This window comes from Streptomyces fulvoviolaceus, from assembly GCF_000718165.1.
Taxonomy (GTDB): Bacteria; Actinomycetota; Actinomycetes; order Streptomycetales; family Streptomycetaceae; genus Streptomyces; species Streptomyces fulvoviolaceus.
Map to the genome: position 1 here is coordinate 42,172 of NZ_JOEY01000043.1, position 22,807 is coordinate 64,978.

The window sequence follows — 22,807 nt, forward strand, 5'->3', positions numbered from 1 at the left end:
CACCTCATCGGCGGCTCGTGCAGTCGAGGCTCCCCAGGTCGACGGCGTCCGCCATCGCCTGCATCCCCTTGTCGTTCGGGTGGATGTGGTCGCCGCCGTCGAAGGAGGGAAGCATCCGCTCGTGGTCGTAGGGACTGCGGAGGATCCTGTCAAAGTCGGTGACCGCGTCGAACTCCCCACTGTTCCGGATGAATTGGTTGACCTCCTGGCGGACGGCCTCGGCGGCCGGGTCCCATTCGGGCCAGCCCTTGAAGGGCGCGACGGTGGCACCGACCACGCACTTCCCGGCCTCGTGCACCCGGTCGACGATTTCCCGATAGCCGTCGATCAACTCCTGGGCGGTGACTCCGGTGTGGGCCTTGATGTCGTTGACGCCCTCGAAGAGAAACACGGTGCGCACGCCCGGCTGGGAGAGGACGTCCCGGTCCAGTCGGTTCAGGGCGCTCAGTCCGGCGCCGTCAGCCAGCACCTTGTTGCCGGCGATGCCCTCGTTGGCCACGCCCTTGACCGCGTTGTCCGTGCGCTGCAGCCGTCGGGCCAGGTAGTCGGGCCAACGGCGGTTCAGATCGGTCGTGGACTGCCAGCCGTCGGTGATGGAGTCGCCGAGGGCGACCACGGCGCCGGTGTGCGCGGCGGCTCGCACCGAGACCGCGTCGAGGTAGAACCACGACCCGATCGTGTCGGTCCAGTGGGCGCCGCTCTCCTCGGCGGTGCGGTCGCCCTCGGTGGCGTACGAGGTCTGCATGGCCATCCAGTGGCCGGTGATCGGGCCCGCCGCGTCCGGGGTGTGGATGCTGACGACGAGATCGCTCTGGGCGGGCAGCTTCCCGGGCAACGGGTCGCTGTACACGGTGGCGCCGGCCGGGACGGTGGCGGAACGGGAGCCGTCGAAGGTGAGCTGCCGGTTGGTGCCGCGGACCAGTTCGGCACCCTCCTGCTGGATGCCGGCGTAGACGCTGTCGAAGGTCACCGGACGGTCCCCGAAGGCGTTGGAGAGCCGGATGCGCAGGTCCCGTCCGGCGACGCTGGTGTGCACGACCATGCGGTAACCGCGGTCGGCGGCCGCGTCGCCGATGCGGTCGGCGCTCGTGCCCCAGGTGATGACGCCGTCGGGCGGGCTGTCGGCGGCCGGCGCGGGCGTGGCCTGGAGGACTGCGGCCGTGAGCGTGACAACGAGCAGGCGGCATGCCCGGGTGATGCGGCGTGTCACCGGTCGAAGTCCCTCAGGGTGACGGTGGCACCGGGTTTCAGCGTCACCGTGCGGGAGCTCCCTGCGTACGCGACCGTCGTCGTGCGGCCGCCGACGCTGCGGATCCGTGCCTCGGTCGGTTTCCCATCCCTCCAGCGTAGATCGACGACGAATCCGCCGCGTGCGCCCGCTCCGACGAGGGATCCGGAGGCGGCCCAGGCGTCCGGGAGGGCGGGGAGGAGCTCCAGGTGGCCCGGTCGCGAGTACAGGAGCATCTCGATCATCGCGGCGGGGGTGCCGAAGTTCGCGTCGATCTGGAAGATGCCGCGGCCCTGCTCGACCTCGTAGATGTCGAAGAGGTTGAAGGCGGTGCCGTTGCTGCCGTGGGTCGACGGGCGGAGGTTGTTGACGATCAGCTGGTAGGCGTTGTCCGCGTTCTTGAGCCGTGCCCAGCACAGGCTGCGCCAGGCGTTCGCCCAGCCGAAGCTGTCCATGCCGCGTGCGGTGAGCAGGGCGGTGGCGCCGTCCACGATGTCGGCCGGAGTGGAGCCGTCCGGGCGGATGCGGTCGCCGGGGAAGAGACCGACGAGCGGCGACAGGTGGCGGTGGGTGGTCTCGCCGAGGTTGTCGGGGGACATCCATTCCTCCAGCCAGCCCGTCGTGGGGCTGACCTGCGGCAGATACAGGCGCTTGCGCAGGCCGGCGACGATGCTGGCGTAGGCGGTGTCCTTCTTCAACTCGGCTGAAGCAGCGCAGTAGTTCCCGAAGAGCGCCCGGACCAGCTCCTGGGCGTAGGTGATGCCCTTGGCGTCGAGCGGACCGTGCTCGGGCGACCAGTCGCTGTCCGCGACGAGGACTTCCTTCGAGGTGCCCGGGAGGGTCATGGTGAGCAGCCGGGCCTCCCAGAACTCGCAGGCGCCCTTCAGGAGCGGGTAGATCTTCTCCAGATGGGAGCGGCGGGCGGTGAACTCGTAGTGTTCCCAGAGCGAGTTGCACAGCCAGGCGTTGCCCGCCGGGTGCCACCACCAGCCCATCCCGCCATGGATGTTGGTGGAGATGGCGACGGTCCAGCCGGCGATCTTCCCGGTGGAGTTGCGGTAGCGGTTGCGGGGGTCGTTGAACAGGGTCCGGGTCAGCTCGGTCCACGCCGGGAGTTGGTCCACGCAGTAGTCCGTGAACGCGTCGAAGCATCCGGACAGGCCCGTCCGGTCGGCCATCCAGTAGTTCATCTGGAGGTTGATGTCGGTGTGGTAGTCGCCCATCCAGTCCGGGTCGTTGCCGTCCAGCCACAGCCCCTGGAGGTTGAGCGGCAGGCTGCCGCGCGATCCCGCGATCATCAGATACCTGCCGAACTGCAGGTACTGGGCTTCGAGTTCGGGGTCCGGCGCCCCGTCCCGGGCGCGAGCCCGCAGCCGCTCCCAGGTGTCGAGGGAGCGTTGCCCTTCGGAGGACGTGCCGAGTGTGACGTCCAGCTGTCCGAACAGGGCGCGGTGGTCGGTGACATGGGTGCGCAGCAGGGTGTCCGCCGAGTGGCGGGCGGCGGTCCTGACCTTGGTGCGGGCCAGCCGTTCGGGGTCGAGGGACGGGTCGCGGTAGTGGGCGGCGGCATCGGGCGCGTAGTTGGTGCCGCCGCTCAACACCACGGTGAGCTCCTCGCATGCGGAGAAGGAGACGTCCGGGCCTCGGACGGTGACGGAGCCTCCGGTGCCGTACGCCGTGACGGCGGCCCCGTACCGCAGCCCGTTCGGGAAGGCCGCCCCGAACGAGACCGAGCTCCCCTCGCCGTGCGTTCCCTCCAGTGTGACGGTGCCGGTGTAGCGGCCGCCGCCGCTCTGGCTGAAGTGCAGGACGATCACGTCGTCGGGATGGCTGGCGAAGATCTGCCGACGGTACGTCACGCCGGAGCGGACGTACGACGTGGTGATCACGCCCTGGGCCAGGTCGAGGGTGCGGCGGTACCCGGAGACGGCGGACAGGTCGTGGTCGGGGATCTCGACGGCGAGCCGGGCGAGCAACGTGAAGGAGCCGAAGTCGTCGCGGCCGTAGGGAAATTGGCCGTCGGTGTCGAGCGTGTCGTTGAGGCCGCCGGTCCACATCGTGGCATCGGTGACGAGGAGGAGTTCGCGGCCGGGGTCGTTGCTCGCGAGGGCGCCGAGGCGGCCGTTTCCGATGGGCAGGCCCTGTTCGATCATCGAGCCTTCGTCGGCGGGAGCCTGCCACCACAGGTGATCGTGTGAACTGCTGTCGTGCGACGCCGAGTTGTCGGGACGCTGTGGTGCGGCCGACGCGGTGAAGGCGGGGAGGGCGGTCAAGGCTCCGGTCGCCGTGGCGAGCGCGAGCAGGCTGCGTCTGGACAGTTCCGTGTTCATAGCGGCTCCTGGAGGATCGTTCAGGACGACTTGGGCACGTCGATCCGGTCGATGTCCGGTGCGTAGCCGGTGCCGCTGTCGAAGGTGATCGTGTTGGTGCCGGCCTTGAGACTCACGGGCACGCTCACCGTCTCGACGATCCCCCAGTCCCCCGTCGACGGGAACTTGTGGCGCGTGGCGCCGCCCCCGTTGGCGGAGATGGCGGCAGAGCGGGAGTCGCCGCTGATGTAGGCGACCTTGACCTGGTAGGTGCCGGCCTTGTCGACGACGACGTCGTTGAAGGTCAGCTTGCCGCCGAGGTAGAGGTTGCCGACCTTGTGGTCGCCCGAGCAGGCGGAACAGTCGGCGACGGACGCGTTGCCGACGAGGGTGTTGCCGGAGGACTCGGCCTCGTAAGCGGTGAAGGTCACTTCAGTGCCCCTCGGAGCGACCGTGAACAGGCGCGAACCGTGCGCCGGCAAAGCCTGGGTGATCCGGTTCTTGTACGTGCCGAGGTTCTCGTGGTTCCAGAGGTCCCGGACGGCAGCCTTGCCGGTGAAGCCGAGGGTCGTCCAGTCGCCGGTGACGGCGGCGGGGGCGTCGGCGAGGTTGAACAGGGCGACGGTGTAGGTGCCGTCGGGGTTCTTCGCGGCCCACACCTGCTGCGGGTCGGACGGGGTGACCGGGCGTGCGGGCGGGGTGCCGTCCTGGTTGAGGGCGATGACCTCGCGGTTGGTGAGCAGGGACAGGCCGTAGGAGTCGAGGCGGGTGAGGTCGTCGCCGGTGTAGAGGGGCGACTTGGCGATGGCCCACAGGGTCGCGTAGCTCTGCCGTTCCGCCTTGGTCAGGCCGTCCATCTGCCCGTTGCCGACGTCGAGGGAGTCGAGGTCGTTCCAGCCTCCGGGGCCGGCGTGGCGGGTCCAGGCGGGGGCGTCGTCCCAGCGGTCGTCGACGGAGTTCTCCCAGCTGACGAGGGTGTTGCAGTAGCACTCGACGTCGGTGTCGATGCGCCAGCCCTGGGAGTACTTCTTCCAGTCGGCGGCGTGGCCGATGTCGAGGGACCAGGAGAGTTCGAGGTGGATGGGGCGTCCGGTGGCGGCGATCGCCTCGTTCCATGCGGCTACGTCGGCAACGTTGTCGTACTGGTCACCGCTCTTCCCTGAGCCGGGGCCGACCCCGTCGAGCTTGAGGAAGTCGTAGCCCCAGTCGGCGATCAACTGGGCCTGGGAGTCGATGTACTTCGCGGTGCAGGGGCGGGAGAAGTCCAGCTTGTAGGAGCTGTCCCAGCCGTTGGTGGTGCGCAGGTCGTCGTAGACGATGTCGGCGGTGGTGCAGCCGTCGGCATTCCAGATCGGGGTGCGGCCGCCGCCGTACGCCTCCTTCTCCAGGCCGGCCGGGAGGTAGATGCCTGCCTTGAGTCCCTTGGCGTGGATGCGGTCGGCGACCGCCTTCATCCCGCTGGGGAAGCGGACGGGGTCGGCCTTCTGGCGGCCGTACTCGTCGAACGCGGGCTTCCAGGTGGTGTCCCGCCACCAGCCGGCGTCGATGTTGACGTACTCGTAGCCGTACTTCTTGAGCTTGGCGGCCATCGCGTCGGTCTGCTTGAGGACGTTGGCCTCGGTGAGGTAGCTGTAGTCGCCGTCCGGGTTGAGGCCGGGGTACTTGGACGACTGCATGCTCCAGCTGGACCAGCCCATGTAGGGCTTGGTCGCCAAAGAGGCCTCTGTGCCGCTGTCGGCGTGGGCGACCGGGGCGGCGGCTGCCGTGAGGGCGAGCACCACCAGGGCTCTCAGAGCGCGTGCGGGCATGGCGGAGTACGAGGATGACCGCATGGGTCGTACCTCCTGAAGGTGGCGGGTGCGGGTGGGTTGGCTATACGTCGGCTCGGATGAAGGACTGGATCGCGGTGGCCGCGGCCCCACGCGCCCACTCCTCGAAGGGCAGGGGGCGGGTCAGGACGTCGCACTGTGCGGCGGAACCGAAGGCGGCCGCGACGAACGCTTCGCGGATCTGCTCGGCGAACAGGTCGTAGGCGGCCAGGCCCTCGCCGGAGATGATCACGCGCTCGGGGCCGAGCAGGTTGGCGACGGTCGCGATACCGCGGCCGATCGCCTCGCCCGCCCGTGCGTAGACCTCCCGCGCCCCGGCGACTCCTCGGTGGGCCAGCGCCACGGCCTCGGCCGCGTCGGCGAGTTCGACTCCGGTGGCCTCGCGGATCTGCCGGACGATCGCGGCCTCCCCCGCGATCGCCTCCACGCAGCCGCGGTTGCCGCAGTGGCAGAGCCGGCCGGCCGGGTCGACGGTCACATGGCCGATCTCGCCGGCCACGCCGTGCGCGCCGGCGACCACTCGGCCGTGGACGACGAGACCGCAGCCGATGCCCGCGCCGACGGTCACCACGGCGAAGTCGGAGAGGCCCGCGCCGGCGCCGAACCACTGCTCGGCGACGGTCAGGGCGCGCACGTCGTTGTCGACGGTGACGGGCAACCCCGTGGTCATGGCGGCGAGTTCGGCGAGCGGTACGTCGCGCCACTCCAGGAACGGCGAGTAGCGGACGGTCCCTTCGCCCCGGTCCACGTCGCCGGAGACGGCGATGCCGAGGCCCAGGACCGGGACCGGGTCTTGGTCTTGGGTTCGGGCTTGGGCACCGTCCGCCTCGGCCAGCAGTTCCTTCACCAGGTCCGCGATCGACGCCAGCACCACCTTGGGGGCGCGGTCGGGCAGTGGCACGTGCCGGGCGACGCGGATCCGGCAGCACAAGTCGGTGAGGACTCCGATGATCTCGTCGCCGGTCACCTTGACCCCGATGAACAGCGCCCGTCCCCCGTCGACCCGTACGAGGTTCGCGGGTCGCCCGAGCGCGGGACGCGCCGCCTCGTCCGCGTCCTCCACCAGGTATCCGGCCTCGATCAGGGGCCGGACCGCCTTGGTGACAGCGGCCGGGGACAGTCCCGCGCGCCGGGCCACCTCCAGTCGGGCGAGGGGGCCTTGGGACAGCACGGTGGTGAACACCTGGGAAGCGGCTGGTGTGTTGACGGGGAACGTCTCGGCGCGAGGGGTCGGGCGCATGGCCGGGAACCTAGAGGGGTTCTTTTCCGTCGTCAATAAAAGAAGCGGAATTGGGTCCGGGCGCCTCCGCCCGCACGGGCGCCCGGATCACCGGCGTCGTCGTGCGGTCAGTCGCGAGCCGCCGGCGTGTTGGCGGCCGTCACGTTGACCGCGGCCCAGGCCCGGTCCACCGCCTTGAGTTCCGTACTGCCCGCCCCGTAGAGGTCCTTCGCCGCCTTGCGCGTCGCGACGCGCGCGCCGTGGAAGTCGGTGCTGGAGACCATGTAGCGGGTCAGCGCCCGGTAGAAGATCGCGGTGGCCTTGGCTCGTCCGATGCCCGCTGCAGGCAGACCGTCGTAGGTCGGCGAGTCGTAGGTGAAGCCGCCCATCGTCTTCTTGCCGCTGCCCTCGGCGAGGAGGTAGTACGCGTGCGAGGAGACACCGGAGCCGGCGTGCACCTCGGCGTCGTACACCGCCGGTGACCAGTAGTCGATGGCGCCTTCGAGTTTGTCGAGGGAGGGCTTGTCGAGGCGGCGCAGGAACTTCTGGTCCAGGCCGAGCTTCTCACCCACCAGGTAGTTGGGCGGGTTCTTCACGTTGTTGGTGCTGAACTCGACGTTGGTACCGAAGATGTCGGCGAGGGACTCGTTCAGGGAGCCGGGCTCGCCGTACTGGTTGCCGTCCGCGTCCACGCGGGTCGGTTCCAGCCGGGCGGTGGCGTCCACGACCCCGTGGGTGAGCTCGTGGCCGGTGACGTCGAGGACGACGAGCGGCTTCTTGATCATGTCCCCGTCGCCGTCGCCGTACAGCATGCAATTGCAGTACGAGTCCCAGAACGCGTTGGCCACCTTGTTGCCGAAGTGGACCATGGCGCGGGCGCCCTTGCCGTTGTTCGCGATGCCCTTGCGGCCGAAGGTCTTCTTGTAGAAGTCGAGGGTCTTGGTGATGCCGTACTGAGCGTCGACCGCGGCGCTGGCCCGGCTGGAGACGGCGCCGTTGCCCCACTTGTTGGTCGTGCTGGTGAACTTCTTGCCCCGCGCGAACTGCTCCAGTTCCTGGCCCTTCGCGTCGCGAGTCTCCGTGCCCCAGCGCTTGGGGTCCTTGAGGAGGTAACTGGTGCGGGCCGTCCGGGTGGTGGTGAGGGGGACCTTGCCGACGAAGAGGGACTTGCCGGTGCCGGAGGCGGTCGCCGGGTAGCCGGTGGCGCCGGCCGCGGGTGTCGCGGTGAGGCCGGCCGTCTGCGGGTCGGTGTCGGGGTCGAGCGTCTCGCCGCGCTCGCGCAGGGTGTCCACCAGCTTCGGCGACAGGAACTCGTCACTGTCCGGCGTGTTTCTGCGGACCTTGCCGGTGAGGGCGTCGACGACGACCGTGCGGGAGCCGCCGGCCTCGGCGGTGCCGCTGTCGCTGACCCGCACCTGGTAGGCGAGGGTCGCGGCGCCGTCACGGGCGTCCACGACCAGTTCGGCACTGCCCGCGTCACCCTTCGCTACGGCGGCGGCCTTCTCCTCGGCCTGGCGGGCCGTCAGCTCGGCCGACTTCACGGCGGGCGCGACCTTGCGGTCGGCGGCGCGGGTGACGCCGGCGTACGCCAGCCGCTCGGTGAGGTGGACGACGAGGTCACCGCCGAGGACCGGCATGCCGTCGTGGGTCCGGTCGAACCGGACGTGCCGCCCGCCCCCGGGGTCGATCATCACGTCCAGGGCGCGCAGTTCGTCGCCCGAAACGACACCTGTCGCGGACGCGTGGGAAAGGGCGGCGGCTCGGGCCGCCTCGAGGACGGATGCGGCGGAGGTGCCGGCGGTGGCCGTGACCTGGCCCGCCCCCGTGAACGGCTCCGCGACGGCCGTTCCGGCCAGGCCGGTGGCGGCCGTCGTCACCGCGATGGCGACCGCCAGGCTGCGTATATGAGGTTTGCGCACTGTTGAGGGTTCCTTCGCGCACAGACGGCCGGCATCGCCAACCGCCCTGGGACATGGCGCGCTTGGGCGCCAGGGGGGCTGGTCGGGCCCCGGAACGAAACCCTTACGGATGAGTCATGTACATGTAAAGCCCGAATCATCACTTTTCGTGCTCTTCAGGGCGATACTTTGCGGATCCGCATCGCTCAGCGATCAGCAAGTGACCAACTGTGCGTCGACTGTGGAGATGTGACGGGATGCAGGTCGGTTGCCTGGCATGCATGTGATCGATCTCGCATCAATGAGCGCGAGGCATCACCGGGCAGAAACAGGAGAAGAGCCGGATGACATCAGCAAGAGTGCGCACGGGGACGGTTGTCGGGGCGGTTCTGCTGTCCCTCCTGTCGGCCCCCGCCCACGCCGCGCCCCGGGAAGCACCGGGAGCCGAGGCCGGCGCCCTGCCCGAGGCCGACCTCGCAGGTCTGCGCGGCGTGCTGCGCGCGGCGCTGCGGCAGGGCGCGCCGGGTGCGATGGCGCGCGTCGACGACCGCGGGACGGTCCTCAAGACGGCCGTGGGTGTGGCCAACCGGAAGAGCGGGCGGGCCATCGGCAACGCCGACCGGTTCCGCATCGGCAGCGTCACCAAGACCTTCACCGCCGTGGTGCTGCTCCAACTGGTCGACGAGAAGAAGCTGAAGCTCGACGCGTCGGTCAACCGCTACCTGCCGGGCCTGCTGCCCGACAACCGGATCACGGTGCGGCACGTGCTGAGCCATCGCAGCGGCCTGTACGACTACACGAACGACATGTTCGCGAGCACGGTCCCGGGGTTCGAGGCGGTCCGCAAGAAGGTCTTTACCCCCAGGCAGCTGGTGAACCGGTCCCTGCGGCGACCGCGGACCAATACGCCGGGCGCCGTCTACTCGTACTCCAACACCAACTTCGTGGTCGCCGGGATGCTCGTCGAGAAGCTCACCGGTCACTCCGTACGGACCGAGTACCAGAACCGGATCATCAAGCCACTGACGCTGCGCGACACCTTCTACGTGCACCCCGGCACGAAGATCCCTGGCCGGCACGCCCACGGCTATCTCACCCCGGACCGGGCGGGCGCCGCGCTGGTCGACGCGACCAATCAGACCGTGTCGTGGGCGCAGAGCGCGGGCGCGCTCATCTCCAGCACCCGCGACCTCAACACCTTCCTGTCCGCCCTGCTCCGCGGCGAGCTGACCTCCGCCGCGCAACTGAAGCAGATGCGGCGATGGGTACCGGCGGGCGGCGTCCAGTCGTACGGCCTCGGGCTGCGCCGCCGCGACCTGTCGTGCGGCGTCTCGGTGTACGGCCACACGGGCGCCGTCCAGGGCTTCTACACGTACGCGTTCGCCTCGAAGGACGGAAAGCGCAGCCTCGCCGCGCTCGCCAACACCTCCAACAACGGCACGGTCCTCAACACGATGCTGCGCACCCTGGACTCCGCGTTCTGCGGCAAGTCGACGAAGGCACTGCGCGGCGCCGCGACCGTCGAGCGGCACGAGGACATGGCTCCGGGGATCACCCTGGACTGACGCGGCCCTGAGGAACCCTCGCGCCCTGGTGCACGTTGTCCGGATGATCCCGTCGGGGTCCCGAACGACAACACCAGGGCGGCACGATGAGCGAGTTGGTCCCCGGGGGCAATCTGCCCCTCCCGGGCGGCGCCGTGGCCGTCCGGGTGCCCGGCCCCTTCGACGTGTCCGCCCTCATCACGGACGACGGCGGCAAGGTCCGGGGCGACACCGACTTCGTCTTCTACAACCAGCCGTCCGCTCCCGGCGCCCGGCTGCACGGCGACACACTGACCGTCGATCCGCCGGGACTGCGCTCAGGGGCCACCCGGGTCACGGTGGTCGTCAGCCCCGCCGACCCCACGACTCCCCTGGGCCGACTGCCCGCCCCCACCCTGCACGTCAGCGGTGCGGGCGGCCGGCCGCTCGCCCGGTTCGCCCCGCCACGCCCGCGGCACGAGACCGTCCTGCTGCTCGCGGAGATCTACCGGCGCGGCGACGTCTGGAAGCTGCGCGCGCTGGGGCAGGGGTACGCGGACGGGCTCGCGGGACTCGCCCGGGACTTCGGAGTGGACGTCATGGACGACACACCGGTCGCCCCGGCACCCCCGGCACCCCCGGCACCCCCGGCACCCCCGGCACCCCCGGCACCAGCTGCTAGCTTCCCCACGCACCCGGCACCACCCGCCCCCTCCTCCGATTCCCCCGACCCGGACGGGTTCATCGGTCTCGTCAACTCCGCCCGGGCGACGGGCGGTTCACCCCCGGTCACCCTCGACACCCGCCTGGCTGCAGCAGCACGCGCCCACGCCTCCGCGATGGCCGCCGCCGGACGCCTCGGTACCGAGAGCCCGGACGGCGTCTCCGTCTACCAGCGCGTCACCGCCACCGGCTACGCGTACCTCACCGTCGGCGAGCACCTGGTCTCCGGCCCGCGCACCCCCGCGGAGTTCCTCGCGTACTGCCTGCGCACCGAACAGCCCCGGCGCACGCTGCACGACCGGGCCTTCACCCACGCGGGCCTGGGACATGTCACCGACGGCCGCTCCGGCGACACCTACTGGACGGCCCTGTGGGCCAGGCCGCTCGGGCCCACCGACCTGACGCGGACCGCGGCCGAGGTCGTCGACCTGACCAACAGAGAGCGAGCCAGGGCCGGGCTGCGCCCCCTCGCCGTAGACCCCCTGCTCGCCACCGCCGCGCAGGCGTACAGCGCGGACATGGCAGCCCGGGCCTTCTACTCCCACACCTCACCCGAGGGCACGCAGCCCTGGGACCGGGCCGCCGCCGCGGGCTCCACCCGGCGCTCGATCGGCGAGAACATCGCCTGCGGCCAGCGCTCCCCCGCCGAAGTCGTGGAAGGCTGGATGAACAGCCCCGGCCACCGCGCCAACATCCTCAAGCCCGACTTCACCCACATAGGGATCGGCTTCGCGGGCGGCGGTCCGGCGGGCACGTACTGGACGCAACTCTTCGGTGCCTGAGGTCTCCTGAGATCTACTGAGGTTTCCTGAGGTCTTGTAAGGACCCCTCAGGACTCCTGAGACATCCTGGTATGTCCGCGATCTTGGCGGAACGAACCCCTCCGGGACACCATGCCCCCATGAAGGGTGACCTCTTTTCCAGCGAGCACATGGTGCAGCCGGCCACCGAGCCGGGCATGACGGTCGAGAACTCCAAGTGCATCCGGTACGCGGTGCACGGCGAGATGCTCGCCCGCCAGGGGGCGATGGTCGCCTACCGCGGCAATCTCCAGTTCGAGCGCAAGGGCCAGGGGGTCGGCGGCATGCTCAAGCGCGCCGTCACCGGCGAGGGGCTGCCGCTCATGGCGGTGCGCGGGCAGGGCGAGGCGTGGTTCGCGCACGAGGCGCAGAACTGTTTCATCGTCGACGTCGAGCAGGGCGACGAGTTCACGGTCAACGGCCGCAACGTCCTGTGTTTCGACGCCTCGTTGGCGTACCGGATCTCGACCGTGAAGGGCGCGGGCATCGCCGGCGGCGGCCTGTTCAACAGCGTCTTCACCGGCCGCGGCAGGCTGGGCCTGGTCTGCGAGGGCAATCCGCTGGTCATTCCGGTCTCGCCGCAGTACCCGGTGTTCGTCGACACCGACGCGGTCGTCGGCTGGACCGCGGGCCTCCAGACCTCGCTGCACCGGTCGCAGTCCATCGGGTCGATGCTGCGCGGTGGTTCGGGTGAGGCGGTGCAGCTGACCCTGCAGGGCTCGGGGTACGTCGTCGTACGACCGAGTGAGGTGACGCCGCAGAAGGCGCAGCAGCACTGAGCTTCCACGAAACCATCTGCACATCACGAGCAACCGGATCGACTCCTTCCACGTCTTGACCGGCAGCAGGTGATGCCCTGACCCCCTGGGTCAGGGCTGATTTTCGACGCACTATGCACGTCATGTATACACAGAGCGTATACATGGCGTGCATACGGACCGGAAGGCATCCATGTACGGCAAGGCATTCGCCCCGGAGTATCAGGGCGCCCTCACCACCCTGTCCGTGAACTCCTCGCTCGACGATGTACTGGCCGCCGGCACCGAGCAGTTGAGGGCGGCCCAGCGGGCCGGGCAGCACAGGGAGGCGGCGCGCTCAGGACTCGCGGTCGCGGAGGCGCAGCGCCGGCTGGGCCGGGTCACCGACGCGGACCGGGCGTGGAAGGCGAGTTACCGCGCCGCCCGGGAGGCCGGGGACACCGCGGCCATGGCCTGGGCCCTGTGGAGCGGAGGCACGCTGGCCCGGCAGCGCGGGGCGTTCGCCCTGGCCCGGCGGCTGCTGGAGCTCGCGGCCGACCTGGGCGAACGCGGCGGGGACGTCGTGGTCCGCGGCTACTCACTGGCCGGCCTGGCCGAGACCGGCCGTATCCAGGGCGACTACGAAGCCGTCGGCCGCCTGCACGAGCAATTGCTGGCCGAGGCCCGTCGGCGTGGCGAGGCACGGCACACGGTGTGGGCGCTGTCGGGCATCGCGCAGATGCACCGCAACACCGGGTCGTACGACACCGCGTACGCCATGTTCGAGGAGGCGGCCCACATAGCCGCGCGCGCCGACGACCGGCGCGGTCACGCCTGGGCGCTGCGCGGGCTGGCCGACATCGTCTCCGTGCGCGACGGCGACGCCGAGCGGGCGCTCGGGCTGCTGTCCGAGGCGGAGACGACATGCCGCGCGATGAACCTGTCCAGCGCGCTGGCGTACAACCACAAGATGCGCGGCAACGTCCTGTACCGCGCGGGGCGTTACACCGAGGCCCGCGCGCTCTACGAGCAGGCGCTCGCGGAGTTCCGCGCCATGAGCGAGCCGCGCGGGGAGGCACTGGCGCGGCTCGGGCTGGCCAAGTCCGTGGCCCGACTGGGTCGCGACCACGCCGAGACCGCGGCCGAACTGGCCGATCTCGCCCGCGTGTTGGACCGGATCGGTCTGCGCCACGCACGGGAGATGGTGAAGCGAGCACAGGAGGAGTTCGGCGTGGAGGTCGTACGGTGACGACCCTCACCTCCGCGATCGCCGCGCCCCAGGTCCTCGACCGTTGCCGCGGGTTGGTGCAACCCGCGCTGCGGGAAGCCGTCGGCCGTCTGCACCCGTGGGTCGGTGAGATGGCCGCGTACTCCTTCGGCTGGTGCGAGGTCGGCGGTGCCCCGGCCGACGCGTCCGGCGGCAAGGGCGTGCGGCAGGCGCTCGCCGTCCTGGGTGCCGAGGCGGCCGGCGCGCCCGGGCGGGCCGGAGTCTCCGCGGCGGTCGCGGTGGAGCTGGTGCACGCCTTCTCGCTGCTGCACGACGACATCATGGACGGCGACTCCGCCCGGCGCCGTCGCCCCACGGTGTGGAAGGCGTACGGCACCGGCCCGGCGGTCCTCGCGGGTGACGCCCTGTTCGCCCTGGCCGTCGAGACGCTCACCGCCGCACCCGCAGGCCCCGAAGCCGTACGCCTGCTGTCCACGGCGCTGGCCGACCTGGTGCGCGGGCAGGCGGACGACCTGCTCTTCGCCGCGCGTCCCTGGACGGGTCCCGAGCGGGTGCGGCCGGCCGAGTACCGGACGATGGCCGAGCACAAGACCGGCGCGCTGCTGGGCTGTGCGGCCGCGCTGGGCGCCTCTCTCGGTGGCGCACCCCCGGCCACGGTCGCCGCCCTCGGCCTGGCCGGGCGGCATCTGGGGGTCGCGTTCCAGGTCGTCGACGACGTCCTGGGGATCTGGGGCGATCCCCTCGTCACCGGGAAGCCCGTGCACGGCGATCTGCGCGAGCGGAAGAAGACACTCCCGGTGCTGCTCGCGCTCGACTCCCCCACGCCCACGGCCGCGCGCCTTGCCCGGCTTCTGGAAGCGGACGCGGAGCCCGAGGTGCTGGCCGCGCTGATGGGCGAGGCGGGTGGCCGGACGGCGGCCCTGGCCGAGGCGCGCAGGAACATCGCGGCCGTGGAGGCGGCGCTCGCCGGCGTGCCGCTGGAGGCGGGGGCGGCGGACGGGCTGCGGTCCCTGCTGCACTATCTCGTACGGCGTGATCTCTGAACCGAGTTGACCGCCGCCGCCCGCCGGGACAGGGTTCGAAACGGCACGGATCCTCACCCCGCGCCGGAAGGAAGACCGTCTTGATCGGCATCACGGACATCGAGCACGCGGCCGAGCAGATCGCCGGACACGTCGTACGCACCCCGACGTTGCCGAGCCCCGGCCTGTCCGCGCTGCTCGGCGCCCCGGTCACCACGAAGCTCGAACTGCTCCAGCGCACCGGCTCGTTCAAGGCCCGCGGGGCGACGGCCAAGCTGCTCTCGCTGAGCGAGGCCGAGCGGGCGGCCGGGGTCGTGGCGGTCAGCGGCGGCAACCACGGGATCGCTCTCGCGGTCATGGCCGCCGCCCTCGATGTGAAGGCCACGGTGGTCATGCCGCGGTCGGCGCCCGCCCGGTCCGTGGAGATCGTGGAGTCCGCCGGTGCGTCGCTGCGGCTGACCGAGGACATGGACGGCGCGTTCTCGCTCGTGACCCGGCTGCGGGACGAGGGGCTGACGCTGGTCCACCCCTTCGACGACCCCGTGGTGATCGCCGGACAGGGCACCGTCGGACTGGAGTTCGCCGAGGACGCCGACGACATCACCGACGTCCTCGTCAGCATCGGGGGCGGCGGGCTGATCGCCGGGGTCGCGACGGCGCTGCGGGCCCATCGCCCGGGCGTGCGGATCTGGGGCGTGGAGACCGAGGGCGCCCAGGCCATGTCCGAGGCACTGGCCGCGGACGGACCGGTGCCGGTCACGCTGTCCTCGATCGTGTCCACCCTCAGCGCCCCGTCCGTGTCCCGGCTGACGTACGACCATGTGACGGCACTGGTCACCGAGGTCCTGGTGGTGCCGGACCGGGAGGCGGTGCGGGGCTGTCTCGATCTCGCCGAGCACGCCAAGGTGTGGGCCGAGCCGGCCGCCGGCTGTCTTCTGCCCGCGGCCCGGCAGGTGCTCCAGCGGGTCGGCGACGGCGCCCGGCTGGGGCTCGTCCTGTGCGGGGGCAACGCGACCACCGCCGACGTCATGGCGTGGTCGGAGCGGTTCGGGCTGCGCTGAGGCTCCGAGGCAGGCGGCGCCCAACTCCGGTCAACGGCCGGACAGTTCTGCTGACCCGCCGTAAAGCAGCCGAACAAAAGGAAAGCGATGGCCATCGGTTGGGAATTCGTTGAACACACACCGCGGTACTCCCCGTACCTGTGTGAAAGGTGAGAGCCAGGGGTTCAGCGAGGGATGACCATGGTCAAGGCGCACGTCTCCACGCAGCAGTTGGTCGCCGGAAGGTATCGGCTCCTGGATGTCCTGCACCGCGAGACCAACCGTATCTGCTGGTACGGCGAAGACGCCACGACCGGATATCCCTGCCTTCTCACACAGATCGGGCTCCCGGCCGACCCGGACGGAGAGACCTCGCTGCGGGCCACCGCGCGGGTCATCCGCATGTCCGAGACCCTTGGCATGCTGTGCCCCGGCCGGGTCGCCACGGTCATCGACGCCGGGGAGGACGACGGCACCCTGTGGACCGTCACCGAGTGCATCGACGGGATCCCGCTCGGCGAACTCGTCGCCCGGCAGGGCACGTTCAACTACGCACGGGCGGCGCGCATCGGCCTGGAGCTGCTCGACATCCTGGAGGCGGCACACGGCGAGGGCATCACCCACGGCGAACTCAGCCCGGGACAGATCTTCGTCCGCAACCAGGGCTCCCTCGTGGTCACCGGCTTCGGGCTGGCCGGCGCGACCCTCGCCCCCCGGCTCACCGCACCGTCGTACGCCTCGCCGGAGCAGGCCCGCGACGAGCGCATCGGGCCGGCCGCCGACCTGTGGGCGCTCGGCGCGATCCTCTACACGTTGGTCGAGGGACGCCCGCCCTTCCGCGACCGTGACCAGCCGGAGGCCACCCTGAGGGGGGTGGACCGCCTGCCGCTGCGTTCGCCGGTGCGTGCCGGGCCGCTCACGCCGACCGTCCAGGGGCTGCTCCGCAAGAACTCCAGGGAACGGCTGACCCGTCCGGTGGTGCGCGAGGCGCTCACCCGGGTGCTGAACGAGGACCCCGACGGGACCCTGCAGGCGGTGTCCAGGCCCCGGCTGCGCGGGATGTACGCCGCGGCCCCGGGCTGGAGCAGGCGCACCCTGGTCGCCGGCACCGCACTCGCCGTCGTCACGGTCGCCGTATCCGTCCTCGTGGTGACCCGCCAGCTGACGGACGACGACTCCTCCGGGACGGGCGCGGCGACCCGCCCGTCCCCTTCCACCCCGACATCCGCCTCTGCCTCCGCTTCCGTGCCCGGAAGCAACACCGGCGGACAGAGCCCCAGTCCGTCCGGGACGCCGACACCCACACCGACGCCGACGCCGACCGCATCCCCGTCCCCATCGGGTACGGCACTGCCCGCCGGATACAGCCGGTACCACTCCCCCGAGGGCTTCACCGTCGCCCTCCCCAAGGGCTGGAAAGCGCTGCGCACCACACGCCAGTCCGATCTGGCGTACCGCGTCACCTTCGGTGCCACCGGCGACCCGCGCACGCTCGCCGTCACTTACAGCGAACGTGTGGGCGCCGATCCCGTCGCCGTCTGGCGCGACGACGTCGAGCCGGGGCTGAAGGAAGAGGGCGCGTACGAGCGCATCGGAGAGATCCGGGCGACGACGTATCAGGGCCGCGAGGCCGCCGACATGCAGTGGCTCTCCGAGGTCGATGGGACGCAGGTGCGCACCTTCGGCCGCGGCTTCCTCATCGGCGAGGGACGCGGCTACTCGCTGCGGTGGACCACCCCGGCCGCGGACTGGAACGACTCCGCGAACCGGGAGGCCCTGGACACCTTCCTGACAACCTTCCGGCTGCCCTCAGACTGAGCGGGGCGCCCGCAGCCGGCGCAGCGGACCGCCGTGCAGCGGCGTGGTGCGCCAGCGCGCGGTGAACGTCCGGTCCACGAGAGAGCACGTCACCACCAGGTGGTGCGGTGTCTCCAGGAACGCCACGTCGAGGGCGAGGGTGTCCGCGTCGGTCCAGCCCCCGCTCACCGCGGTGGGCACCGGCGTGTCTTCGACCCTCCACCCGCTCTCCCCGAGCCGCAGATCCAGCCGGTGACCGTCCTCGATGAGTGTCAGAGTCCAGCCGGCCGCGTCCGCCCCGACCCCGACGCCGGTCAGGGTCGGCTGGTCGGCGCAGGCACCGCCGTACGGCGTGAATTCGGCGGCGGACCAGGCCTCCGTACGGTCCGGGGGCGTCGGCTTGCCCGCGGCAGGCGGCAGGGCGAGCCGCGTGAGGCGGTCCGCCAGGGCGGCGTCCGCCGCCTCCCGGCCGGGCAGCGGGCCGGGCGCGAAGGCGGGCAGCAGGTGTTTCCACGCCAGGTTCAACAGCTCCGGCATGTCCTCGGTCGCCGCCGTGATCGCGATCACGGCGTCCTGCTCGGGCAGTACGACACAGAACTGTCCGTAGGCCCCGTCCCCGCGGTAGCCGTGCCGGGACATCCAGAACTGGAAGCCGTAGCCCTGCTGCCAGTCCGACAGCGCGCCCTGAGGGGTGCCGTCCGCGTTCGCGACATGCACGCGCGTGGCCTCGGCCACCCACTCCTCGGGCAGCAGCCGCTTGCCCTCCCACACACCGCCCTGCAGATACAGCAGGCCGAGCCGGGCGATCGCGTCGGTGGTGGCGTGCAGCCCGCTGAAGCCCAGCTCGCGGCCCGTCCGGTCGCTGATCCACGCCAACTCGCCGATGCCGAGCGGGTCCAGGAGCCGGGGCCGCAGGTATTCGGTGAGCGGCTGGCCCGTGACGCGCTGGAGGATCGCGGCAAGCGTGTACGTGGCCGGCTGGTTGTACGCGAAGACAGTGCCGGGATCGCGGTCCGGGGGCAGCAGGAGGAATCCGCGGACCAGTTCCTCGGGGTCCAGGGCGCGCGCCCGGTCGAAGGTCTCCTCCAGGTGCCCGCTGGACATCGACGCCACGTGCCGGACGAGTATCGCGCGGCTGCGCGGGTCGGTGATGTCGGCCTCGAACTCCGGGAAGTACGAGATCACCGGGTCGTCCAGCCGGATCAGCCCCTCGGCGACGGCGAATCCGGCGGCCGTCGCGGTGAAGCTCTTGCTGAGTGAGTAGAGAAGATGCAGGCGGTCGGGGGTGTACGGCGCCCACCAGCCGGACGCCACGACGTGACCGTGCCGCAGCACCATCAGACTGTGCGGCTCGATGTCCGGCGCGGCTTCGAGGGCGTCGAGGAAGTCCTGGACGCCAGAAGCGTCGACGCCCTGGGCGGCGGGGGTACTTGTGGGCAGGGAACGGACACTCATACGGGCATCCTCTCCCGATCGTCCGCCGTGATCGAGAGGGTTTTCGAAGAGCGACGCGCATCTCACGGACCTCAAGGACGGCAAGGATTCTCCGGTGGGCCCATTAGGCTTCCGAGCTGCACCTCGTGCAGTCGAAGTGCAGTCGAAGTGCACGAACAGACCAGCCCAGCCCAGCCCAGGAGAGTCACCCGTGACCCTTGCGATCGACCCGTCCGAGACGTCGTCCGAAACGTCGGTTGAGACGTCCCCCGCGCCCCTGTCCGACCTCGTCGCCCGGGACGCACGCGAGTTCGGGGTCTACGCGCGGACCGGAGGATGGGCCTTCGGCCTGATGGTGGCGCGCAGCGTACGGCCCGGCGGCCAGAGCGCGGACGAGACGCCGAAGGTGTCCGCGAAGGAGTTCGCCGAGCTGGCCGGGTGCTCGCCGGAGCGTGTCATGCGCTACTACAAGGCCTGGGACCGGGCCGCCGACGACGGCTTCGTCCCGCACTTCGAGGCCCTCGCGCCCGGCCAGGAGGTGGAGCTGCCGGACGCCGACGTCTGGCTCAGCTACTACGTCTCCCGCAACAGCGCCACCTCGGAGCGCGGCACGGCCATCGCCGAGGCCGCCGAGGCCGAGGGCATCCGCCCGACCAAGGCGCTGGAGGTGGCCGAGAACCCGACCGCCCTGCGCGCCGCGATCCTCGCTGACCCCTCCACCGCCCGGGCGGCCCGCAGCGCGCTGCTCGACCGGATCAAGGAGGACCCGGAGCTGCAGGCCGAGCTGGCCCGCGACGTCGTGCGCACCGACGACCTGAAGAAGGCGGTCGCCACCGAGAGCAGGACGTCCGACCGGATCGGCTACGTCCGCCAGATCGCGGAGTCGGGCCAGGTCAAGACGCCCGCCGGACAGACCATCGACGCGCCCGTCGACCTCCGCGAGGAGGCGGAGCGGCACCTGTCGCTCCTCGACGAGCTGGACGAGGGCGAGGACTCCGGCGAGTGGGCCACCGAGGCGTTCGACACCATGAAGTCCCTCGTCGCGGAGGCCGTGGAGGCCGACCCCGAACTCCGCGTCCAGGAAAAGCGGACGAAGTTCTACAGCAGCCTGCAGAAGGCGACCAAGGCGTTCGAGGAGCTCACCTTCGACGACGCCCAGGACTTCTACGAGGACGACATGGTGCAGCGCCTCGAGGAACTCCAGCAGGCCATCGCCACCTGCCTCACGGCGCTGCGCGGTGGTGGGCAGGAGAATCCGCCGCAGGACTGAGCATTGTGCGCGCGGGAGGGGTACTAGAGGGCTCTACGTCCTTCACCCCGGAGGCCCTCAGGTGAACTCCTTCGCGCACAAGACCGCGCTCAAGACCCTGGTCGTCCAGCTCCAGGCGAGCGACACGGACCGTTTCCCCGTGCTCGCCCACCTGAGCTACGACGCGGCGGACCCGTTCGCCGTCACCGCGGTGTTCAGTCATGACGGCCGGGTGCTGGCGCGGTGGCGGCTGGACCGGGAGATGCTCGCCGACGGCCTGCTGCGTCCGGTCGGGGTCGGGGACGTACGGCTGTGCCCCGTGTCGACCGGCATGTGGGAGGAGCTGCGCATGGACTTCTTCGGCGACGCCCGCCCCGATGGGGGCCGTCAGCACGCCGTCGTGTTCGCGTGGGCCCCGGCGCTCGCGGCCTTCCTGCGGGAGACCGAGGAGGCCGTGCCGCCGGGTCGGGAGGACGTCGGCGTCGAGGACTTCCTGGCGTCGGTCATCGCCGGGGGCTGATGCGGACGCCGGCTGAGTAGCCGTACTCATGCCGTCCTCGGCCCCCACCCCCGACGATGAGGACTCCACCGAGAAGGAGCCCCTCATGACCGCTGCACGACGGCCCCTGCCTCCTGCGCTCGCCGTGTTCGTGGTCGCCGCGCTGGCCCTGTCCGCCTGGGGTCCGCGCGATCGCACGACCTGGTTCCTGGAAACCGTGTGGGTGCTGGTCGGCCTGCCGCTGATCGTGCTGACCTGGCGGCGCTTTCCCCTGACCGACCTGTTGTGCTGCCTGCTGGCGGCGCACGCGCTCGTCCTGGTGGTGGGCGGTCACTACACCTATGCGGAGGTGCCGCTCGGCGACTGGGTGCGCGACACGTTCGGGCTGGAGCGCAATCCGTACGACCGCTTCGGCCACCTCATGCAGGGCTTCGTACCGGCCGTCCTGGTACGGGAGTTGCTCAGCCGCACCTCGCCGTTGCGCGGCAGCCGCTGGCTGGCGCCGCTGACCGTGTGCGCCTGTCTCGCCTTCAGCGCCGTCTTCGAGATGCTCGAGTGGGCGGCCGCGGTGATCGGCGGCCAGGCGGCGGACGCCTTCCTGGCCACCCAGGGCGATGTGTGGGACACCCAGTGGGACATGTTCTGCGCCCTGATCGGCGCCACCGTCTCGGTGCTGCTGCTCGGCCGCCTGCACGACCGGCAGCTGGCCGGCCTCCCTGTCAGCGCGTCGTATAGCGGTACCGGGTCCACGCCGGAAGCACGAACCAGCACAGCAGGTACCACCCGACGACTCCCGCGACCAGCCAGGGCACATAGTCGTCGTGGGTGGCGACCCTGAGGATCAGCAGGAGCGAGGCGGTCGTCGTGGCGAGCAGCAACAGGAGGCCGACGAAGGTCAGCCGGGAGGCCCAGTGCACGGCCTGGGGTTTGACCTTCCGCCCGGAGACCAGGCGGTGCAGGGACACCGGCCCGATCAGCGCGCCGGTCGCGCAGGCGCCCAGGACGACCGTGACGATGTAGATCGTCTGGTCCGTGTCCTCCAGGGTGGCGTACTTCGGGGTGAACACGACGGTGAGCAGGAAGCCGAACAGGATCTGCACGCCCATCTGGGCCACGCGGACCTCCTGGATGAGCTCGGCCCACCTGCGGTCGGCCCGCTCTTCCTCGGACTCGTCGCGCCCCGTCCGCGTGTCTTCCTCCACCATGCGGTCCGTGTAACCAGCCGCCGATCGGCCAAACAAGCGGCCCCGGGAGCAGCGGGGCGGCTGCTCCCGGGGCCGTGCGGGTTCACCAGCGGTTCTCGACCTGGTCCTTGATCCGCTTCTCGTACAGGTCCCGGATCGCGACGAGCGTCTCGTCGGACAGCTCCGGCAGCTTGGCGGCGGCCGCGTTGGCGCGGGCCTGCTCGGGCGAGCGGGCGCCGGGGATCACGCTGGTCACACCCGGCTGCTGGACGATCCAGCGCAGGGCGAGCTGGGCCGGGGTGTACCTCTCCGGGGCGAGGGCGGAGAACGCGGCGGCCGCCTCGACGCCCGTGGCGTAGTCCACGCCCGAGAAGGTCTCGCCCTGGTCGAAGGACTCGCCGTGCCGGTTGTAGGTGCGGTGGTCGTTCTCGGGGAAGACGGTGTCCTTGGTGTACTTCCCCGACAGCAGGCCGGAGGCCAGCGGGACGCGGGCGATGATGCCGACACCGGCCTCCTGGGCCGCCGGAAGGACCTCGATCAGGGGCTTCATACGGAAGGGGTTGAGGATGATCTGCACGCTCGCCACACCCGGCCGGGCGATCGCGGTCAGCGCCTCCTCGCAGGTCTCCACGCTGACGCCGTAGTGGGCGATGCGCTCCTCCTCGACCAGGGTGTCCAGAGCGTCGAACACCTCGTCCGACGAGTACACGGGCGTCGGAGGGCAGTGCAGCTGCACCAGGTCGATGCGGTCGACGCCGAGGTTGCGCCGCGAACGGTCGTTCCAGGCACGGAAGTTGTCGAGTACGTAGTTCTCCGGGATCTGGTCGACGCGGCGCCCCATCTTCGTCGCGACCAGCACGTGCAGGTCGGGGCGGCTGCCGAGGAACGTGGCGATGGTCTGCTCGCTGCGTCCGTCGCCGTACACGTCGGCCGTGTCGAAGAAGGTGACCCCCGACTCGGCCGCCGCCTCCAGCACGGTGAGTGCTTCCTTGTCGTCGACGTCTCCCCAGTCGGCACCCAGCTGCCAGGTGCCGAGACCTACGACGGATGCGTGCTGCTGCGACCTACCGAATGTGCGCTCGTCCATG

At 70.9% G+C, this 22,807-nt stretch carries 18 protein-coding genes; 10 read left to right on the plus strand and 8 right to left on the minus strand.

The annotated features are described in order from the left end of the window. Positions 1-4: 4 nt before the first annotated feature. The 5 genes from IG08_RS0137540 to IG08_RS0137560 all read right to left on the minus strand — a co-directional run bounded on the left by IG08_RS0137540 (position 5) and on the right by IG08_RS0137560 (position 8,504). Positions 5-1,210, minus strand: a complete 1,206-nt coding sequence (locus IG08_RS0137540) for an SGNH/GDSL hydrolase family protein (protein ID WP_030613580.1) — start codon at positions 1,208-1,210, stop codon at positions 5-7. Next, positions 1,207-3,558, minus strand: a complete 2,352-nt coding sequence (locus tag IG08_RS0137545; protein WP_030613583.1) for a glycosyl hydrolase family 95 catalytic domain-containing protein — start codon at positions 3,556-3,558, stop codon at positions 1,207-1,209. The genes IG08_RS0137540 and IG08_RS0137545 overlap by 4 nt, the downstream gene beginning before the upstream one ends. Positions 3,559-3,578: 20 nt before the next feature. Beyond that, positions 3,579-5,369 carry an alpha-galactosidase D gene (locus IG08_RS0137550; protein WP_030613585.1) on the minus strand — a complete coding sequence of 597 codons (1,791 nt, stop codon included), beginning with the start codon at positions 5,367-5,369 and terminating at the stop codon, positions 3,579-3,581. Between the two features lie 40 nt (positions 5,370-5,409). Beyond that, on the minus strand, positions 5,410-6,606 hold the full coding sequence (locus IG08_RS0137555) for an ROK family transcriptional regulator (RefSeq protein ID WP_030613588.1): 1,197 nt from the start codon (positions 6,604-6,606) through the stop codon (positions 5,410-5,412). A 107-nt stretch (positions 6,607-6,713) separates the two neighbouring features. Further along, positions 6,714-8,504, minus strand: a complete 1,791-nt coding sequence (locus IG08_RS0137560) for a M4 family metallopeptidase (protein WP_030613590.1) — start codon at positions 8,502-8,504, stop codon at positions 6,714-6,716. A gap of 323 nt (positions 8,505-8,827) precedes the next feature. Here IG08_RS0137560 and IG08_RS0137565 point away from each other — a divergent pair, with 323 nt between their 5' ends. The 7 genes from IG08_RS0137565 to IG08_RS0137595 all read left to right on the plus strand — a co-directional run bounded on the left by IG08_RS0137565 (position 8,828) and on the right by IG08_RS0137595 (position 17,374). Continuing rightward, a complete protein-coding gene (locus IG08_RS0137565) occupies positions 8,828-10,048 on the plus strand; it encodes a serine hydrolase domain-containing protein (protein WP_030613592.1) in 1,221 nt (406 codons plus the stop codon). Between the two features lie 86 nt (positions 10,049-10,134). Beyond that, positions 10,135-11,511 carry a CAP domain-containing protein gene (locus IG08_RS0137570; RefSeq protein WP_030613594.1) on the plus strand — a complete coding sequence of 459 codons (1,377 nt, stop codon included), beginning with the start codon at positions 10,135-10,137 and terminating at the stop codon, positions 11,509-11,511. Positions 11,512-11,630: 119 nt separating this feature from the next. Further along, positions 11,631-12,308 carry an AIM24 family protein gene (locus tag IG08_RS0137575; protein WP_030613597.1) on the plus strand — a complete coding sequence of 226 codons (678 nt, stop codon included), beginning with the start codon at positions 11,631-11,633 and terminating at the stop codon, positions 12,306-12,308. A gap of 172 nt (positions 12,309-12,480) precedes the next feature. Next, a complete protein-coding gene (locus IG08_RS0137580; protein WP_030613600.1) occupies positions 12,481-13,515 on the plus strand; it encodes a tetratricopeptide repeat protein in 1,035 nt (344 codons plus the stop codon). After that, a complete protein-coding gene (locus IG08_RS0137585; RefSeq protein ID WP_030613603.1) occupies positions 13,512-14,537 on the plus strand; it encodes a polyprenyl synthetase family protein in 1,026 nt (341 codons plus the stop codon). Before IG08_RS0137580 ends, IG08_RS0137585 begins: the two co-directional genes overlap by 4 nt. 80 nt (positions 14,538-14,617) lie before the next feature. Then, on the plus strand, positions 14,618-15,577 hold the full coding sequence (locus tag IG08_RS0137590; protein WP_030613606.1) for a threonine/serine dehydratase family protein: 960 nt from the start codon (positions 14,618-14,620) through the stop codon (positions 15,575-15,577). A 174-nt stretch (positions 15,578-15,751) separates the two neighbouring features. Continuing rightward, positions 15,752-17,374: a serine/threonine protein kinase gene (locus IG08_RS0137595; protein WP_030613609.1), complete on the plus strand. Its 1,623-nt coding sequence runs from the start codon at positions 15,752-15,754 to the stop codon at positions 17,372-17,374. Here IG08_RS0137595 and IG08_RS0137600 read toward each other — a convergent pair. After that, entirely contained in the window at positions 17,366-18,808 is a 1,443-nt protein-coding gene (locus IG08_RS0137600) for a serine hydrolase domain-containing protein (RefSeq protein WP_030613612.1), read from the minus strand. The two genes, IG08_RS0137595 and IG08_RS0137600, sit on opposite strands and share 9 nt — an antisense overlap. A gap of 190 nt (positions 18,809-18,998) precedes the next feature. On the opposite strand from IG08_RS0137600, the gene IG08_RS0137605 reads away from it, so the two are divergent. From IG08_RS0137605 to IG08_RS57720, 3 genes are all read left to right on the plus strand, one after another. Then, positions 18,999-20,057, plus strand: coding sequence for a hypothetical protein (locus tag IG08_RS0137605; RefSeq protein ID WP_043456224.1), 1,059 nt, complete (start codon positions 18,999-19,001; stop codon positions 20,055-20,057). Positions 20,058-20,118: 61 nt separating this feature from the next. Beyond that, the gene (locus tag IG08_RS0137610; RefSeq protein WP_030613618.1) at positions 20,119-20,556 is read left to right on the plus strand and encodes an SsgA family sporulation/cell division regulator; all 438 of its coding nucleotides are present in this window, start codon (positions 20,119-20,121) and stop codon (positions 20,554-20,556) included. A gap of 85 nt (positions 20,557-20,641) precedes the next feature. Further along, a complete protein-coding gene (locus IG08_RS57720; RefSeq protein WP_199820975.1) occupies positions 20,642-21,373 on the plus strand; it encodes a DUF2238 domain-containing protein in 732 nt (243 codons plus the stop codon). Here the strand turns inward: IG08_RS57720 and IG08_RS0137620 are convergent. Both IG08_RS0137620 and IG08_RS0137625 read right to left on the minus strand, forming a co-directional pair. Beyond that, positions 21,255-21,740 carry a DUF6328 family protein gene (locus IG08_RS0137620; protein ID WP_030613624.1) on the minus strand — a complete coding sequence of 162 codons (486 nt, stop codon included), beginning with the start codon at positions 21,738-21,740 and terminating at the stop codon, positions 21,255-21,257. The genes IG08_RS57720 and IG08_RS0137620 overlap by 119 nt on opposite strands. 82 nt (positions 21,741-21,822) lie before the next feature. Then, positions 21,823-22,806 (minus strand): aldo/keto reductase, encoded by a 984-nt coding sequence (locus tag IG08_RS0137625; RefSeq protein WP_030613627.1) that lies wholly within the window; start codon positions 22,804-22,806, stop codon positions 21,823-21,825. Position 22,807 lies beyond the last annotated feature (1 nt).

What these genes read in the sequence shown, in the direction of transcription:
- IG08_RS0137545 (WP_030613583.1), bottom strand. Translation starts at nt 3,558, where the DNA reads ATGAACACGGAACTGTCCAGACGCAGCCTGCTCGCGCTCGCCACGGCG.
- IG08_RS0137550 (WP_030613585.1), bottom strand. Translation starts at nt 5,369, where the DNA reads ATGCGGTCATCCTCGTACTCCGCCATGCCCGCACGCGCTCTGAGAGCC.
- IG08_RS0137555 (WP_030613588.1), bottom strand. Translation starts at nt 6,606, where the DNA reads ATGCGCCCGACCCCTCGCGCCGAGACGTTCCCCGTCAACACACCAGCC.
- IG08_RS0137565 (WP_030613592.1), top strand. Translation starts at nt 8,828, where the DNA reads ATGACATCAGCAAGAGTGCGCACGGGGACGGTTGTCGGGGCGGTTCTG.
- IG08_RS0137570 (WP_030613594.1), top strand. Translation starts at nt 10,135, where the DNA reads ATGAGCGAGTTGGTCCCCGGGGGCAATCTGCCCCTCCCGGGCGGCGCC.
- IG08_RS0137575 (WP_030613597.1), top strand. Translation starts at nt 11,631, where the DNA reads ATGAAGGGTGACCTCTTTTCCAGCGAGCACATGGTGCAGCCGGCCACC.
- IG08_RS0137580 (WP_030613600.1), top strand. Translation starts at nt 12,481, where the DNA reads ATGTACGGCAAGGCATTCGCCCCGGAGTATCAGGGCGCCCTCACCACC.
- IG08_RS0137595 (WP_030613609.1), top strand. Translation starts at nt 15,752, where the DNA reads ATGACCATGGTCAAGGCGCACGTCTCCACGCAGCAGTTGGTCGCCGGA.
- IG08_RS0137600 (WP_030613612.1), bottom strand. Translation starts at nt 18,808, where the DNA reads ATGAGTGTCCGTTCCCTGCCCACAAGTACCCCCGCCGCCCAGGGCGTC.
- IG08_RS57720 (WP_199820975.1), top strand. Translation starts at nt 20,642, where the DNA reads ATGACCGCTGCACGACGGCCCCTGCCTCCTGCGCTCGCCGTGTTCGTG.
- IG08_RS0137620 (WP_030613624.1), bottom strand. Translation starts at nt 21,740, where the DNA reads ATGGTGGAGGAAGACACGCGGACGGGGCGCGACGAGTCCGAGGAAGAG.
- IG08_RS0137625 (WP_030613627.1), bottom strand. Translation starts at nt 22,806, where the DNA reads ATGGACGAGCGCACATTCGGTAGGTCGCAGCAGCACGCATCCGTCGTA.